General features: G+C 50.3%; 14 protein-coding genes and 1 riboswitch. All 14 genes read right to left on the reverse strand.

The window, feature by feature from the left end; genetic code table 11:
- Window positions 1-2: 2 nt before the first annotated feature.
- The 14 genes from AC0WRU_RS24145 to AC0WRU_RS24210 all read right to left on the reverse strand — a co-directional run bounded on the left by AC0WRU_RS24145 (window position 3) and on the right by AC0WRU_RS24210 (window position 15,010).
- The gene (locus AC0WRU_RS24145) at window positions 3-719 is read right to left on the reverse strand and encodes an amino acid ABC transporter permease (RefSeq protein ID WP_476126613.1); all 717 of its coding nucleotides are present in this window, start codon (window positions 717-719) and stop codon (window positions 3-5) included.
- Between the two features lie 30 nt (window positions 720-749).
- Window positions 750-1,559: a transporter substrate-binding domain-containing protein gene (locus AC0WRU_RS24150; protein ID WP_476126614.1), complete on the reverse strand. Its 810-nt coding sequence runs from the start codon at window positions 1,557-1,559 to the stop codon at window positions 750-752.
- Window positions 1,560-1,698: 139 nt separating this feature from the next.
- Window positions 1,699-2,508, reverse strand: coding sequence for a nickel import ATP-binding protein NikE (nikE, locus tag AC0WRU_RS24155; RefSeq protein ID WP_476126615.1), 810 nt, complete (start codon window positions 2,506-2,508; stop codon window positions 1,699-1,701).
- A gap of 38 nt (window positions 2,509-2,546) precedes the next feature.
- Window positions 2,547-3,377, reverse strand: a complete 831-nt coding sequence (locus tag AC0WRU_RS24160) for an ABC transporter ATP-binding protein (protein WP_476126617.1) — start codon at window positions 3,375-3,377, stop codon at window positions 2,547-2,549.
- A 19-nt stretch (window positions 3,378-3,396) separates the two neighbouring features.
- Window positions 3,397-4,227, reverse strand: a complete 831-nt coding sequence (gene nikC, locus AC0WRU_RS24165; protein ID WP_476128708.1) for a nickel ABC transporter permease subunit NikC — start codon at window positions 4,225-4,227, stop codon at window positions 3,397-3,399.
- Entirely contained in the window at window positions 4,227-5,171 is a 945-nt protein-coding gene (nikB, locus tag AC0WRU_RS24170; protein WP_476126618.1) for a nickel ABC transporter permease subunit NikB, read from the reverse strand. Before nikB (AC0WRU_RS24170) ends, nikC (AC0WRU_RS24165) begins: the two co-directional genes overlap by 1 nt.
- Window positions 5,172-5,217: 46 nt before the next feature.
- Window positions 5,218-6,843, reverse strand: a complete 1,626-nt coding sequence (gene nikA / locus AC0WRU_RS24175) for a nickel ABC transporter substrate-binding protein (RefSeq protein WP_476126619.1) — start codon at window positions 6,841-6,843, stop codon at window positions 5,218-5,220.
- Between the two features lie 143 nt (window positions 6,844-6,986).
- On the reverse strand, window positions 6,987-7,763 hold the full coding sequence (locus AC0WRU_RS24180; RefSeq protein ID WP_476126620.1) for an ABC transporter ATP-binding protein: 777 nt from the start codon (window positions 7,761-7,763) through the stop codon (window positions 6,987-6,989).
- On the reverse strand, window positions 7,760-8,764 hold the full coding sequence (locus tag AC0WRU_RS24185) for an ATP-binding cassette domain-containing protein (protein WP_476126621.1): 1,005 nt from the start codon (window positions 8,762-8,764) through the stop codon (window positions 7,760-7,762). The genes AC0WRU_RS24180 and AC0WRU_RS24185 overlap by 4 nt, the downstream gene beginning before the upstream one ends.
- On the reverse strand, window positions 8,761-9,576 hold the full coding sequence (gene nikC / locus AC0WRU_RS24190; protein WP_476126622.1) for a nickel transporter permease: 816 nt from the start codon (window positions 9,574-9,576) through the stop codon (window positions 8,761-8,763). Before nikC (AC0WRU_RS24190) ends, AC0WRU_RS24185 begins: the two co-directional genes overlap by 4 nt.
- A 15-nt stretch (window positions 9,577-9,591) precedes the next feature.
- Window positions 9,592-10,521, reverse strand: a complete 930-nt coding sequence (gene nikB, locus AC0WRU_RS24195; RefSeq protein WP_476126623.1) for a nickel ABC transporter permease — start codon at window positions 10,519-10,521, stop codon at window positions 9,592-9,594.
- A gap of 15 nt (window positions 10,522-10,536) precedes the next feature.
- On the reverse strand, window positions 10,537-12,120 hold the full coding sequence (locus AC0WRU_RS24200) for an ABC transporter substrate-binding protein (RefSeq protein ID WP_476126624.1): 1,584 nt from the start codon (window positions 12,118-12,120) through the stop codon (window positions 10,537-10,539).
- 210 nt (window positions 12,121-12,330) lie between these two features.
- Window positions 12,331-12,532: riboswitch (cobalamin riboswitch) on the reverse strand.
- 559 nt (window positions 12,533-13,091) lie between these two features.
- The gene (locus AC0WRU_RS24205) at window positions 13,092-14,399 is read right to left on the reverse strand and encodes a nucleobase:cation symporter-2 family protein (RefSeq protein WP_025686240.1); all 1,308 of its coding nucleotides are present in this window, start codon (window positions 14,397-14,399) and stop codon (window positions 13,092-13,094) included.
- Window positions 14,393-15,010 carry a xanthine phosphoribosyltransferase gene (locus AC0WRU_RS24210; RefSeq protein ID WP_476126625.1) on the reverse strand — a complete coding sequence of 206 codons (618 nt, stop codon included), beginning with the start codon at window positions 15,008-15,010 and terminating at the stop codon, window positions 14,393-14,395. Before AC0WRU_RS24210 ends, AC0WRU_RS24205 begins: the two co-directional genes overlap by 7 nt.
- Window positions 15,011-15,062 lie beyond the last annotated feature (52 nt).

Below are 15,062 nucleotides of genomic sequence, written 5' to 3' on the forward strand. Positions count from 1 at the left end.
CCTTACTCACTTCTTTCGTAAATTCGAATACGTCTCTCCAGCACGACAAGCCCACGCTCAATAATGATGCACACCAGCCAGTAGATCAGGGACACCGCAACGTATACCTCAAAAAAGGCCAGCGCACGTGCGCCCATAATTTTGGCCTGTCCCATCATATCGACAACACCAATCATAAAGATAAAAGACGTGTCCTTCACCGTACTAATCAGCGTGTTCCCCAAATTGGGCAAAGCCGCCGTCAATGCCTGTGGCAGCACAATTTTAAGCATAATCTGTGTTTGGCTCATACCGATGGAATTGGCCGCCTCAAATTGCCCCCGATCCACCGAATTAATCGCCGCTCGGAACGTCTCCGACAGATAACCCCCGAGATTCAGCGAAAATGACAACAGCGCGAAAATCTCGGGCGGAATCACGTAGATATTTAATTGCTGCAAGAAACCGTATTCGCTCTGAAAATAATATAAAAACTTGGGTATTCCATAATATACGAGAAATAACTGCACAATGAGCGGTGTTCCCCGGATGTACGAAACATACAGCGTAGACAGTTGTGCCAATACAGGCACCTTGTATATCCGAATTAACGCCGTTGCCAACCCGATAATCGTACCCAGCAGCATGGACAAAAATGCAATCCATAGCGTAACGGGTAGATACTCCACGATCCGGGGAAGGCTTTTTAGCATATAATCCAAATCAAACAGCTTTTCCATATGAACCCCACTTTACCCTTTGCATTGTTGTTACTGAGGGATATATTCCCCGCCTGTCCATTGTTTGGACAGTTTTTTCAACGTTCCGTCCGCTTTCAGTTCTTTAATAATCGGGTCAATTTTCGCTTTCAGCTCCTCGCCCTGCTTATCCTTCTTGAACACCAGATTGATATCATCCGTTTGCACAGGATCACCTGCCGCTTCGACCTGCAAGCCTTCCTTCTTGATCGTAGCAGCCGTCATGACTGGATCATTCACATAAGCATCCACCCGGCCATTTTGCACGTCCTGAAGGTTGTCGGATGAAGTGCCTGTGTCATTGTATTTCAAAATAATTTTATTGCCGTTCTTTGCATTGTACTGTTCCAGTAATTGAGTGTAGGAATCCCCTACGGAAGCAGCTACCTTCTTGCCTTCCAAATCCTTGAGAGAGTGGATATCCGTTCTGCCTTTTTTCACAACAATGACGGATTGCGCCTGAAAGTAGGATTCATCCGAGAACAAATATTTTTGCTCACGCTCAGGATTTTTGGCGACTTCATCCGCTACGACCTGAGTTTTGTTCGATTCCAGCGCCAGAAAAATTCCGTCCCAGCCGGAAGGTACAAACTCAAACTTATAGCCGTCCAGCTTCTTGTCAATCTCCTTGACCACTTCCACATCGTACCCGGTCAGCTCATTTTTATCATTCGTAAAAGCGAACGGCGGGTAGTCATTTTGTGTGCCCACATAAATAACCTTATCCCCCGATGCTGTTTCCTTCGAGGAACACCCGCTCAAGGCTCCCGTCAATAGCAGGAGAGATAGGCCAATCACTGCAACAAAAGCAGATTTCTTCATATGTGATATCCCTTCTTAATCCAAGTAATTTAGTATGATTTTATATTATATCGGGTTATTCCAATAATACAACAGATAAATTTAATTTCAATTACTTATCCATATGTTGCACAAAAAAAGGACCCTTGCGGGTCCTCAGTCATCCATGAAGCGGAAGACGGTCTGCTGGATGTTCCGGCAAAATGGACGAGATCAGCCGTTGCACAGCCGGATGCGCCGATTCAAAAATCCGGTCCTTCTCATCACAGCGCTCGATCAATCTTCCCTGCTCCATCACAGCAATCCCATCACAGACAGCATAAGCCGCCCGAATATCATGCGTGATGAACAGATACGACAATCCAAACGAAGATTTCAGCTCTCCCAGCAGGGATAAAATGTGCATCTGGTGAACCATATCCAGGCTGCTGACGGACTCATCCAGAACGATGAGCTTCGGTTTGAGCGCAATCGCCCGTGCAATGTTGATCCGCTGTAATTGTCCGCCGCTGAATTGATGCGGATATTTATTCCGATCCTCCGGCTTGAGACCGACCCGTTCCAGCAGGTTTTCAACCGTTCTCTTTTGCTCCTGCACCGATAGCCGTTCGTAATTGTCCAGAGGCTCCCCGATAATCTGCCCGGCGGTCATCCGGGGATTTACAGCCGAATAGCAGTCCTGAAATACGACCTGCATATCCCGTCGCAGTCCCCTGCGGACTTGTTGACTTCCATTATAAATGTCCTGCCCCTGGAACAGCACCTGACCCTCCTGCGGCTTCTCCAGCCCCAGAATGACCTTGCCCAGCGTGCTTTTCCCCGCTCCGCTGGTTCCAAGCAACCCCAGGCAAAATCCGCTCTCTATGGTAAGCGACACGTCAGCCAGCACAGGGGGGCGTGGCTCGGAGCGGCCCGGCCATTTGCGCCTTCCATAGCTATGAGTTACTTCCTTCACTTGTAGCATGCGCATTCGCTCCCCTTTTGAAAGTGTAACCGTCCAACAGGCGACTAACCGCCTACCTGATTTATGCCCCGAAGGGACAACTTGGGTCTGGCATGCAGCAGCATTTTCGTATATTCATGCTGTGGCTGATCGAACAACTGATGAACCTCTGCCTGCTCAACGATACGTCCCCGCTGCATGACTGCCACTTCATTCGCCAATTGGGAAATGACGCCTAGATCATGCGAAATCAGCAAAATGGACGTGTCGTATTCCGTACGCAAGCGATCCAACTCTCTAAGCACCTGTAGCTGATTGACCACATCGAGCGCCGTCGTCGGTTCATCCGCAATAACCACTGCTGGCCGCAGACACATGGAAATGGCGATCATGACCCGTTGCAGCATTCCCCCGCTCAACTGAAACGAATAACGCTTCATCAGCTTGGTCGGATCAGGCAGATTCATGTTTTCCAAAGCCGTTATGGCAAGATCACGGGCCTGTCGTTTGGTTAATCCGGTGTGCGTACGGATCGTTTCCATAAACTGAGCTCCGATCGTATACACTGGCGTAAAAGCGCTCATCGGATTTTGCATAATAAACGCGATTTCCTTGCCGCGAATACGCCGCATCTCCTCGGCTGCCATGCCGTTCAGCTCGCGCCCGTTCAGGCGGACGCTGCCTTCCACGTCCATCGTCTGGCGATCCAGCAACTGGAGCAGCGCGTTACAGGTTACCGTTTTGCCGCTTCCACTTTCGCCGACAAGACCCAGAACCTGTCCCTTTTTCAGCTCAAAATGGATCGGTTCCAGCAGAGACACCGCTCCTGCATCGGTTTTGAGCTTCACCTGCAAGCGGCTGACCTCCAGCACCTTCGACTTCACCCCGTCATCCATCGTTGTTCTCACTCCTGTTTTACTGACGTTTGGCAATTCCGTATCGGTCGGACAGCGCTTCTCCCAATAGATTGAAGGCCATCACCACCACCAGAATCATGACGCCCGGATAGATCATTAATTCCGGATGACTGCGGATGTATCCCGTTCCCTCATGAATCATCGCTCCCCATTCGGGAGTCGGCGGCTGGATGCCCAGACCGAGGAATGACAACGCGGAAATATCCATGATCGCCCAGCCCATCTCCAGCGTACCAATGACCACAATCGGCCGCAGCACATTCGGAATGATATGCCGCCGGATAATGGCCCCTGAGGAGGACCCGCTAATCCTTGCAGCAGCTATAAAATTCCGTTCTTTCAGACTGACGACCATGTTGCGGCACATTCTGGCATAATACACCCACTGCACCATCATCAAGGCAAGCAGCACCTGCATGAGGCCCGGCCCAAAAATACCGACAATCCCCAGCACCAGCACCAGATTCGGAAACGCCATAATTCCTTCGCAAAACCGCATCAGCACACTATCGATCCAGCCGCCCAAATAACCTGCAACTGATCCAATCACGACACCAATGCTAAGCGAGGACAGGAAAATTAATGTCGCAAAGCCAAGCGAAATCCGTGCTCCATACAGCAGCCGGGACAGATTGTCCCGACCCAAATGATCGGTTCCCAGCCAATATTCTTTTGAAGGGCCTTCCAGCTTGTGCAGTAAATTGACTTTAACCGGATCATGGGGAGCCAGCCACGGAGCCAGCGCCATAATGATAAAAAGAACCACTAGCACTATAGAGCAGACCACGATCACCTTTTGACCCTTGAACATTGTACGCAACCTTATCATCACTGCTCTGCTCGTCCCTTCGATGAAATTCGGGGGTCCATATACAAATGCACCAGATCAACGAGCAAATTGCATACGATGAACAGGCATGCCGCCAAAAACACATAGCATTGTATGACGGGAATATCCCGGTTAAATATCGCTTCCACAAAGTAACGGCCAAACCCGGGCCATGAAAATACCTGCTCGACAATAATCGTTCCGGTCAGCAGCTTGCCCAGATTCATACCCATACTTGTAATCAGTGGAGCGATGGCAATTTTCAGTACATGCTTGAGCATGATCACCCGCTCACGAATTCCTCTAGTTCTGGCATACTGGACATACGTTTCCTGAAGCTGCTCCAATACACTGGAGCGCAGCAGGCGCGTATATAGAGCAATCAGAACCAGCGACAGGGTCAACGTAGGCAGCACCAGATGCTGCCACGTTCCCCGGCCCTCTACAGGCAGCCAATCCAGCCGAACGGAGAAAAAGAAGATCAACAGATATCCCAGCCAAAATTGGGGAATAGACGCTCCAAAATATGAAATCCCTCGACTGAGCATGTCGATCCAGCCATTTTTACGCATCGCCGCCAGCACGCCCAGCGGGATACTCACCACGATAGATAGCACCATACTGCTCAGAGCCAATTCAAGAGTGGCGGGCAGCCGAACCTTAACCTCATCCCACACCGGCTTGTTTGTCAGATATGAAATACCAAAGTCCAGTCGACTGATTCTTTGAAGTGTATGCATATACTGCGTCAGCAAAGGTTGATCCAGCCCGAATTCATGTCTTTTCTGCTCCAGAATTTCCGGAGTAGGATAAATATGAGCAGCCGTCAAATAGGCCTCGGCCGGATCAACTGGTGAAATATGAATGAGTGCAAAGGTAACGAGGGTGGCAAAGAGAACAATAGGAATGACCGCTACCATTCGCTTACCGATATAGCTGATCATGAGTTGTCCTCCTATCCTGTAAACTACCGTTACCCTTTGATTTTAACTACTTCCCGATTTCAATTCCCTCAAACGGATTTTCATCCCGATTGGCCGGGAATACAAAGTTTGTAATCTTTTTCTGATATACTGCGGTTTTCTTAATATACGAAATAGGCACAATGGCAGATTGCTCCTGAAGCGTCTTCAGAATCGAAGCATACAGCTCTTGACGCTTGGTTTCGTCTGTCGATGAGAGTGCTTCGTGTACTTGCTGATCCAGTTCCTTCTTCATCGGAAGAGCGCTCAGTACCTCGGAAATCCCGAAGCTCTTCTTGGCAATGACATTAATAAAGGAATGCGGATCATAAGGCGCACCATAGTTATACCAGAAGTACAGATCAAACTGGTTGGATCTAAGGCGCTTGATTTGAACTGTCAGCTCCAGCCCGGTCAGTTTCACCTTGACGCCCAGTTCTCCCCATTCCGCCTGAATGGTTTCGGCCATCGCCTTTTGGACTGGATCGGTCTTATCAAAAATCAGCTCAAAATCCAGCTGTTGTCCGTTCTTCTCTCGTACTGTACCGTCTGCGGGCAGCTTCCAGCCAGCCTCATCCAGCAACGCCTTGGATTTTTCCACATCATAGTCAACAGGCTGTAAGTCCACATTTGTATACGGATAGTTTTTGGATAAAACAGTATCCGCTTTTTCCTCCAGCCCCGAGGTCACGCCTTCCACCATCGCCTGCTTGTTAAAGCCATGCTGGAGCGCCAGACGTACCCGAAGGTCTGCCAGCTTAGGATTGGACGAATTGAGCAACAAGCTTCTTGTGCCGACAGGCTCAGACAGCTTGGTCACATAATTATTCGTGTCGCGAAGCTGCTTGAAAGCATCCAGACTGATGACGCCCTCACCGTAAATCAGATCCAGATCACCTTTCTCAAAGGCCATTACACGTGTTTCGCTATCGGGAATGATTTTTACGATAATTTTATCTACCTTCGGTGCAGTACCCCAATAATTCGGATTACGCTTAAAGGTTGCATATTCATCTTGCTTGTATTCATCCAGCATCCAAGGGCCTGTACCTACAGGTTTCTTAATCCCTTTGGACGTATCTCCATCATCCGGGAACCCGGCTTCACCCAGAAAACGGAACGGGCGAACGACAGACAAGTCCTGAAGCAACGGATAGTATGGCTCTTTGAGCGTCATTCGGAAGGTACTGTCATCTACGGCTTCGGTTTTGTCGAGAACGCCCACCACACCAAGCCAACTGTGCGTTTTCTCATTTTTCATAACAGCGTCAAAGTTCTTTTTGACAATAGCCGCATTAAATGGAGTTCCATCTGAAAACTTCACGCCTTGGCGCAGCTTGAACGTATATATTTTACCGTCCTTGGAAATGGTCCAGGATTCAGCCAAAGCAGGCTCCAGCTTGCCTCCTTGCTTGTAGCTGACCAACGGCTCATAAATCATGGATTGTGCAAAAAGTTGGGAAGGATTGTATACGTGAGGATTCATCGTACCAATGTCGCGCGGCCACGATAGCGTGATCGATTTTTCATTGGCAACTCCGTCAGTTGAGGTGGATGCAGGTGTGTTCTCCTGCTTCGCGCAGCCCAAAATAACGGATAATAAGAGGAGCGTCACCAACATAAGGGTGGCAGTCTTGCGGTGTCGAACGGACATCAATGTAATTCCCCTTTTCTATGTACGTGATAATGATTATCATAATCATATTTAGAATAGGTATCACATCCTATTTTGTCAACAACATTCGACAAGCAATGCTCTTAATTTATTTTAAATTTGTAGAATATGAGATGTATGGCTCATTCCGCCAACGTTTGAAACAGAGCACGCGTGTATTCATGCTGTAACAGGTCTTTATCCCACTCCTGAAATAACTCCACGATCTCCCCCTGAACCATGACGGCAATCCGATCACAAAACGGACGGGTGGATTGAAGATCATGGGTGATAAAAAGATAGGATAGCTGGCGCTCCTCCTGTGCTTTCTTGAGCATGTCCAGCACGGAAGCCTGCGTTGCCGTATCGAGATTGGCGACGGATTCGTCGAACAAGATGATTTCCGGCTCCACCGCCAGCGCACGGGCGATGCATACCCGCTGCTTTTGTCCACCGCTTAGCTGTGATGGGTATTTCTCCAAACTGTCAGCCTCCAGCCCCACCGATTCCAGCAAGGACTGGCAAATATTCAGCGCTTGCGCTTTTCGTTCGGGAAAATAGTTGCGGATCGGCTCCTCCAAAATATCTCGGATCGTCATACGGGGATGCAGCGAGGAGGATGAGTCTTGTGCAACCAACTGGATTCGTTTGTACAGATGGATATCCTTCATCCTTCCGGTGTGAATCGGCTGGTCATCCAACCAAATCTCACCCGAGGTTAAAGGTTCCAGCCTCAAGATGCATTTTGCCAACGTGCTCTTGCCGCTACCGCTTTCGCCAACCAGTCCGAGACACTCCCCCCGTTGCAGCTCCAGACTCACCTGCTTCACAGCCTGTTCGGGTTCCTGCGTCTTGGACCAACCCTTTCTCCGTCTGCGGACAGGATAGGCTTTGGTCACTTGCTTTAATTCCAGTATCATTCGCGCATCCTTCCTTCCGGGCTCATCTCCAGTACACGATCCGCCACACGGCTTACACCCTGACGATCATGAGAAATTAGCAAAATAGTGAGATCGAGGTCCTCTCTCAACTGTTGGAACAACGCCAGAACCTTGTCCCGGTTGATAACATCCAGCGCCGTGGTAGGCTCGTCGGCAATAAAAAGGCGCGGACCGGAGCCTAGCATCACAGCCAGCAGTACCCTTTGACACATCCCTCCGCTTAATTCAAAAGGGTACGAGGACAAAACATGCTCGGGGTCTGCAAACCCGACCTTCCTCAATAAAGAGCACAGATAAGCCTCCTGCGCTTGGGTAACGCGGCCTCCGGCCATCCGTGCAATCCAGCTCAGCACCTGCCGCACCTGGGGCAACACGCCCTGTGGGGCGGCTTGCTGCGGCATAGCAAGGGAGGGAGCGGCATCCGCACGCCCCTTCTGGTCGGGTGGCATCCAGCGCCGCCCGTGCAGTCTGAGCGTGTCCGTCAGTTGTGTGCGGACGGTACGGATTGGATTCAACCCGCTCAGCGATTGTTGAATGAGCAGGGCAATGTCCTCGCGGCGCAGCCTTTGCCAGCGCCGTTCATCGAACGGGACGATATCCTCCCCGTTGTAGTGTATATGCCCCCGCGTAACGCCGATCCCCGGCTCCAGCATGCCCGCGATCGCATGCGCGGTCAGACTCTTGCCGCATCCGCTCGGTCCGGTTAGGGCCACAATTTCCCCCGGATATACGGTAAAGCTGACATCCCGGAGCAGCGGTTGATTACCGCTTATCCGCATTATTTTCCCATTCGCGCCCGGTTTTCTACCCGCGCCCACACCTGTTGCTGCGCCAATACGTGTACCTGCTCCTGCTTTTGCACCTGTTTCCGTCCTAACGGCTGTTCCTGTGCCTATGCAGCATATCTCCAGATGTTCCACGTGCAACATTGGCTTGCGCCCTGCCATATCCCATTTCATATGCCCTGTCCCATCCTTCATTTCGCCGCCCCCTTTTCCGAAAAATGGTCTCCGAGAAGCTGGCACGCGAGCACAAACAGCATAATCGCCAAGCCCGGAAAAATCATGACATGCGGTGCCACCTGAAAATACGACGTCGCATCATGCAGCATCACGCCCCACTCCGGCTTAGGCGGCTGCACACCCAGTCCAAGAAAGGAAAGTCCGGCAACCATAAGCACGACTCGTCCAATGTCCCAGACTGCGTACACAAGCAACTGTGGCAGTACCTGCGGCAACACATAACGTCTCAGCACGCGCACATGTGAATTACCGGATAAACGGGCATATCGGACATAATCCTCCTGACAGGCTTTTTGAACAAGGGTGCGAATATACCGAACATATCCCGCCCACCGTACCGCAATAATCGCTAAGGTCATGTTTACAAAGCCCGGACCCAGGATACCCACAATCGCCACCGTCAAAATAATATCGGGAAAAGCCAGCACGCCGTCAATGACCCGCATGACTAACTGGTCCACACGCCCGCGCACATAGCCAATGAACAAGCCTATCGGCAAACTGATGCACAACGTAGCTGCTGTAATCGCACAGGCAATCAGTACGCTTGTCCGAATCCCGTAAATCAGCCGCGACAGCACATCCCGCCCCAAATGGTCCGTACCCATAGGATATTCTCGGCTGGGCGGCTCCAGACGCTTCAGGAGATCGACATTGAGAGGATCATGAGGAGCAACCCATGGAGCCAAAAGCCCGAGCAGTCCGATCAGGCCCAGCATTACGCCTCCCGTCAGCAAGCTTCCTTTGAAGGACAGCCGCGTGTTTTTCATTTTCAACTTCCTCCCCTAACGCAAACGCAACCTCGGATCTACAGCCGCTTGGACCACATCCACCAAACACTGAACACCTACGATTAAAAATGCAGCAAAAATGACATACCCCTGGATCACCGGATAATCCCGCTGCGTGATCGCATCTATAAAATACTTGCCCAATCCCGGCCATGAAAAAATCGTCTCTACAATGACATTACCCGCCAGCATAAATGACAAATTCGTGCCTAACAGCGTAATGATCGGCAAAATCGCATGCTTGAATATCTCAAAAAACAGAATATGCGTGCGGGAAAAGCCTCGGGCCTTCGCCGCCTTCACAAAATTCCGGTCACCCAGCTCCAGCATTTGGGCACGCAGCACACGGGCTTGCACTACTCCCAAGCCTGCCCCAAGAGTCAAAGCTGGCAGTACCAAATGAGTCCAATCCTCACGACCCATGGATGGGAGCCAGCCCAAACGGACGGAGAACAGGTAAATCAGCAGAAAGCCAAGCCAAAAAGAGGGAATGGACGATCCCAGCAGTGCAAACAGCCTTCCCAGACGATCGAGCCAACCGCTGGATTTTACCGAGGCGGCCAGCCCCATCCCAAGAGTCAGCACCGTCATGACGGCAAAGCCCGCCGAGGCCAGCTCCACGGTAGCGGGCAGTCTGTTCCACAGTTCGGTTAGCACCGACTCCTTGGATACATAGGAGGTGCCCCAGTGCCCTGTGAACACATCCCGCAGCCAGTTCACATACTGAATATGGAGCGGCTCGCTCAAGCCCAGCTCCTTACGCAGCGCCGTCAGCGCCTCCTCAGAGGCAGGCACATTATGCGCGGTGAGCAGAATGGTAGCAGGGTCGCCGGGAGCCAGCCTCATCAGTACAAACGTCAGCGTAGATACAACGAACACAATGATGACCAGTTGCGCCACACGTTCCAGAATAAAACGAATCATAGGGTATGCAGCCGGCTATTCCGCAATATCGGATTGCGCCGTAATGTAGTAATACTCAATCGGATGCGGCGTGAAGCCCTTTACCCCTTTTTTCGCCCCAAATACGTTATCCGGATGAACAATGAACGACTGCGGCAAATCCGTATTAATGATATCCAGCGCTTGCAGTGTCACGGCATTACGCTGCGCTGTATCCTTCGCCAGCTTCAAGCTGCCAAGAAGGTTCTCCAGCGGTTTGGAACTATAACGGCTTACATTGGCTTGGCTTTTAGAGGAATAAAACATGTCCATAAAATATTGCGGCTCCCCCGTATGGGCAGTCAGCATGCTGTACATGGCAAAATCCCAATCGTTTTTGGTCAGTGCCTCGTCGATATTTTCCACCTTACGAATCTTCACCTGGATGCCCTCCTTCAGCAGTTGGCTCTGAATCACCTCAGCCATCACCGAAAGCTCTGGACGTTGAGGAAAGGTCAGCAACGTAACTTCGAACGGCTTGCCTTGCCTGGTCCATGTGCCTTGGGCATCCTTCTTCCAGCCCTCCTTCGTCAATAGCTGCTCGGGCGTTCCGTCCAGCGCTTTACGCTCGACCTTACCGAAGGGGAGAATGCTCGGGAATGGGCTGCTTGCCTCCGTACCATAGCCTCTCATGATCGCACTCACAATGGATGCACGTGGTATCAAGCTGTCCACTACTTTGCGGTTCGCGGCATCCTTGAACACAGGCGACTCCATGTTATACACGATCATATGCGTGCGCAAAGAGGGAGCCGACAGCACTTGCAGCTTATCGTTCTTTTTCAATACCTCCGCGTTATCCACCGGAATATCGGTCGCTACATCTACTTCGCCGGATTGCAGCGCCAGCAGGCGCGAATTGCCGTCCGTAATGAACTTCATCGTTGCTTCAGCCAGCCGGGCCTTCTCGCCCCAATATCCGTCATAACGCTCTACGACCAAGGATTGATCCTTGTTGAATGCTTTAATTTTAAAAGCACCTGTCATCGCAGGGTAGCTCTGCTCATCCTTTATAGACGCTACATCCAGCACAATCGTCGATGGATCCGCCAGATTGGACACCAGCGCCGCATTCGGCTGGTTTGTCGTAATTTTCAACGCCAGCGGGCCGCTTACATCAATGGACTTCACATTCAGTAAATCCTTCGCCAGATGGCTTTTCTCGATAGAGCGCAGCAAAGACGCTTTTACACTTGCTGCATCCATACTCTTTCCATCATGAAAAGTGACTTTATCCTGCAAGCTGAACGTCCAAACTGTAGGGCTGTCCTGCTTCCATTCCTTGGCCAGCCAAGCCTCAGGCTCCAGCTTTTCATTCAAACGGACAAGTGTCTCACCTGCACCGGATCGCATCACATCCCAGCTATTATCTCCGTGCGGGTCAACGCCTGACGGCTTCCACGTATACGCCATCACCAGCTTTTTGTCCGTTGTGGACTGTTGTGCGGATATGTTCTCGCCCTTGCTTGAGCTGTCCGCCGTCTTATTGGTTGTGGAGCATCCCGCAAGAGCCATAACTGCCAGCAGCAGCATCACCCCTGTACATATCAACCATGAACGCCTACTACGATTACTTATCATTCGATGAATCCCCCTCTAACTTGTAAAATCATATAAACCTAACGCAAAACGCGAAAAAAGCATTCCGGACCGCTTGATCAGCAGTCAGAAATGCTTTCATTATAAAATGCCAAAGCTCACCCTCAGTACCCTCTAAAAAAGGGGATCGGTCGGTTTTAGACATTCCGTATGCAGCACGCCTAACCACCTCCCCAGCATCCCGTGGGTCTGACAGTGATGTTAAAACAGGCAGGTCTCCTGACTCCAGGCGTATCTTTCAGGCCTTCCCGGTTCTTCACAGTTCCAGTGGCTGTTCTGAAAGCTACAGCAGTTACCCTGCTGATGCCTGTATACAGTGGCGGGTCCGTGTCGGAATCTACCGAACTTCCCTTTTAAGTGAACACGCTCAACAACCATCTACATGATCTCAACGAAACCCTGTAGATAGAAAGTCCGGCTCACACCTGTTTTCTTCCTTTATTCTTTTTCATTACGATTTAGGACTATCTTATTTTGTTGTTACAGGCTTGTCAACAAATGTCGCATAATAATTTAAATTTGAACGATACGGCGAGAATCAAGGCTATGACTTTGCGTTGCATGCACGCAATGGACGTGATAAAATTAGGTATAGAGATACCCATCGTGTCCGTATACTAAAAAGAGTCTTCGCCGCTACCAACGGCAAAGACTCTCAGGATTTGAAAGGCTGTGGATCACCACGGCGCGCTAAATGCTTAGCTAAACCCACCGTTAGGCGCCTAACCTAATTACGCGGTGGGTTTTCGCTTGGTCCGAAAACATCCACCACTATTCAAAATCCATAAGGTAAATCATACCATGATCCCGCCTACCACTCTAGCAAATTCTTCTAATAGAATCTCAAATCCCCATCTTCATACAGGAAGAGGGCTTTATCAATAACTCTATGCCAAAAAGCCGGAAAAGAGGCTTACGACCTCTCTCCGGCTGTCTTTATCTAATCCTAATTATCAAACCTTCTGCGGAACCTCCGACACTGTCACACCTTTGACTGATTCGGCTTGTTTTTTCGTTAAAACGATGTTCAAGACAATCGCCGTAATCGAGCCGGATACGATGCCGTTTTGCAGCAGCATTTTGGCAAAGCTCGGTAGTTGGTCGAACATTTGGGGCAGCACGGCAGAGCCGAGGCCCACCGCAATGCTGCATGCCGCGATCAGCAGATTGCTTTCCTTCCGCAAGTCCACTTCTGACAAAATAGACATGCCTGATGCAGCAACCGAACCGAACATAACGATCATCGCCCCGCCCAGCACAGCATTAGGAATCACTGTCGTCAAGGCAGCCAGTTTGGGCAGCAAACCAAGAACAACCATGATACCACCCGCAGCAAAAATAACGTTCCGCGATTTGACGCGTGTCAGCGAAATCAGACCTACATTTTGCGAAAAGGCTGTGTAAGGAAACGCATTAAAAATACCCCCGAGCATAATCGCAAGTCCTTCGGAGCGCAGACCATTGACGATCTGCTTCTGCTCCACCTTCTGATCAATCGCCTTGCCTACTGCCAAATAAACGCCCGTAGACTCGACCATGCTGACAATATTAACGATAATCATCGTACATACTGCCATAATGCTAAACTCAGGCTTACCAAAATAAAACGGCTGCGCAACACTCACCCAAGAAGCTTGCGCCACTGGAGCAAAATGCACCATTCCCATCGCATAAGCGACCACCGTACCCGCAAACAGACCAATGAGCACGGAAATCGAACGCAAAAAGCCTTTTGCCAACCGATTCACAAGCAAAATAACCAGCAAAGTAACTAACGCCAGCAACAAATTACGCGGCTGTCCAAAATCCGCGCTTCCCTGACCCCCTGCTACATTATTCATCGCCACCGGAATGAGGGATAGACCGATAATCGTAACAACCGACCCCGTAACCACTGTCGGGAAAAAGCGTAGCAGCTTGCCATACAGCGGTGCCGCGAGCACCACGAATATACCGGACAAAATGATGGCTCCGTACGCGGTCGCTAAATTTGAGGTCGAAGCAATCGCGATGATGGGTCCTACTGCCGTAAACGTACAACCTAAAATGACAGGCAATCTACTGCCGAAAAACCGCGTGCCCATAATCTGTAATAATGTAGCAATCCCGCAAGTGAACAAATCGGCAGCCACCAGATAGGCCATCTGGGCTGGCGTCAGATGCAATGCTCCCCCTACAATGAGAGGTACGGCAATTGCTCCGGCATACATTGCCATCACATGCTGGAAGCCCAGCGCGAATAACTTTTGTTTGCTTAGCATCCCACATTCTCCTTATCAGAAGGAATCACCGCACCAGCTTCTTCTATAAAATGAACCTCGCCCGGTGCCATGGAAGCGATACGTGCAAGAGAGCGTACGGCAATGCCTCTTTGCTCCAACAGTCCACGGCCTTCCTGAAAGCTCTTTTCAATCACGCAGCCAACCCCAGCCAGCTCCGCTCCTGCTTCCTTCACAATATCCGTAAGTCCGACCAATGCTGCGCCGGTCGCCAGAAAATCATCCACGATCAGCACATGGTCGCTGGCATCGAGATATTTTTGGGAAATGCTCACCCGATAGGTTTCCTGCCGTGTAAACGAGTGAACTTCAGCGAAGTATACCTGCTCATTCAGCGTGATCGCCTTCTTTTTCTTCGCATAAATGAACGGAACCCCCAATGCAATAGCAGTGGCCATGGCAAACTGAATACCGCTTGCTTCAATCGTAAGCACCTTCGTAATGGGAGCACTGCTAAAAAGACGTGCAAACTCCTTACCAATCTCCAGCGCCAATGCTGTATCCACCTGATGATTCAAAAATGAATCTACCTTTAATACCGTGTCGGATAAAATCTGTCCCTCTTGACGAATACGTTCCTCTAAAGCTTTCATTATGCGGGTATCGCTCCTTCTGACTTTAAAATAGAATAGAAACGGCCAAAAC

The organism is Paenibacillus sp. 1-8, from assembly GCF_056316205.1.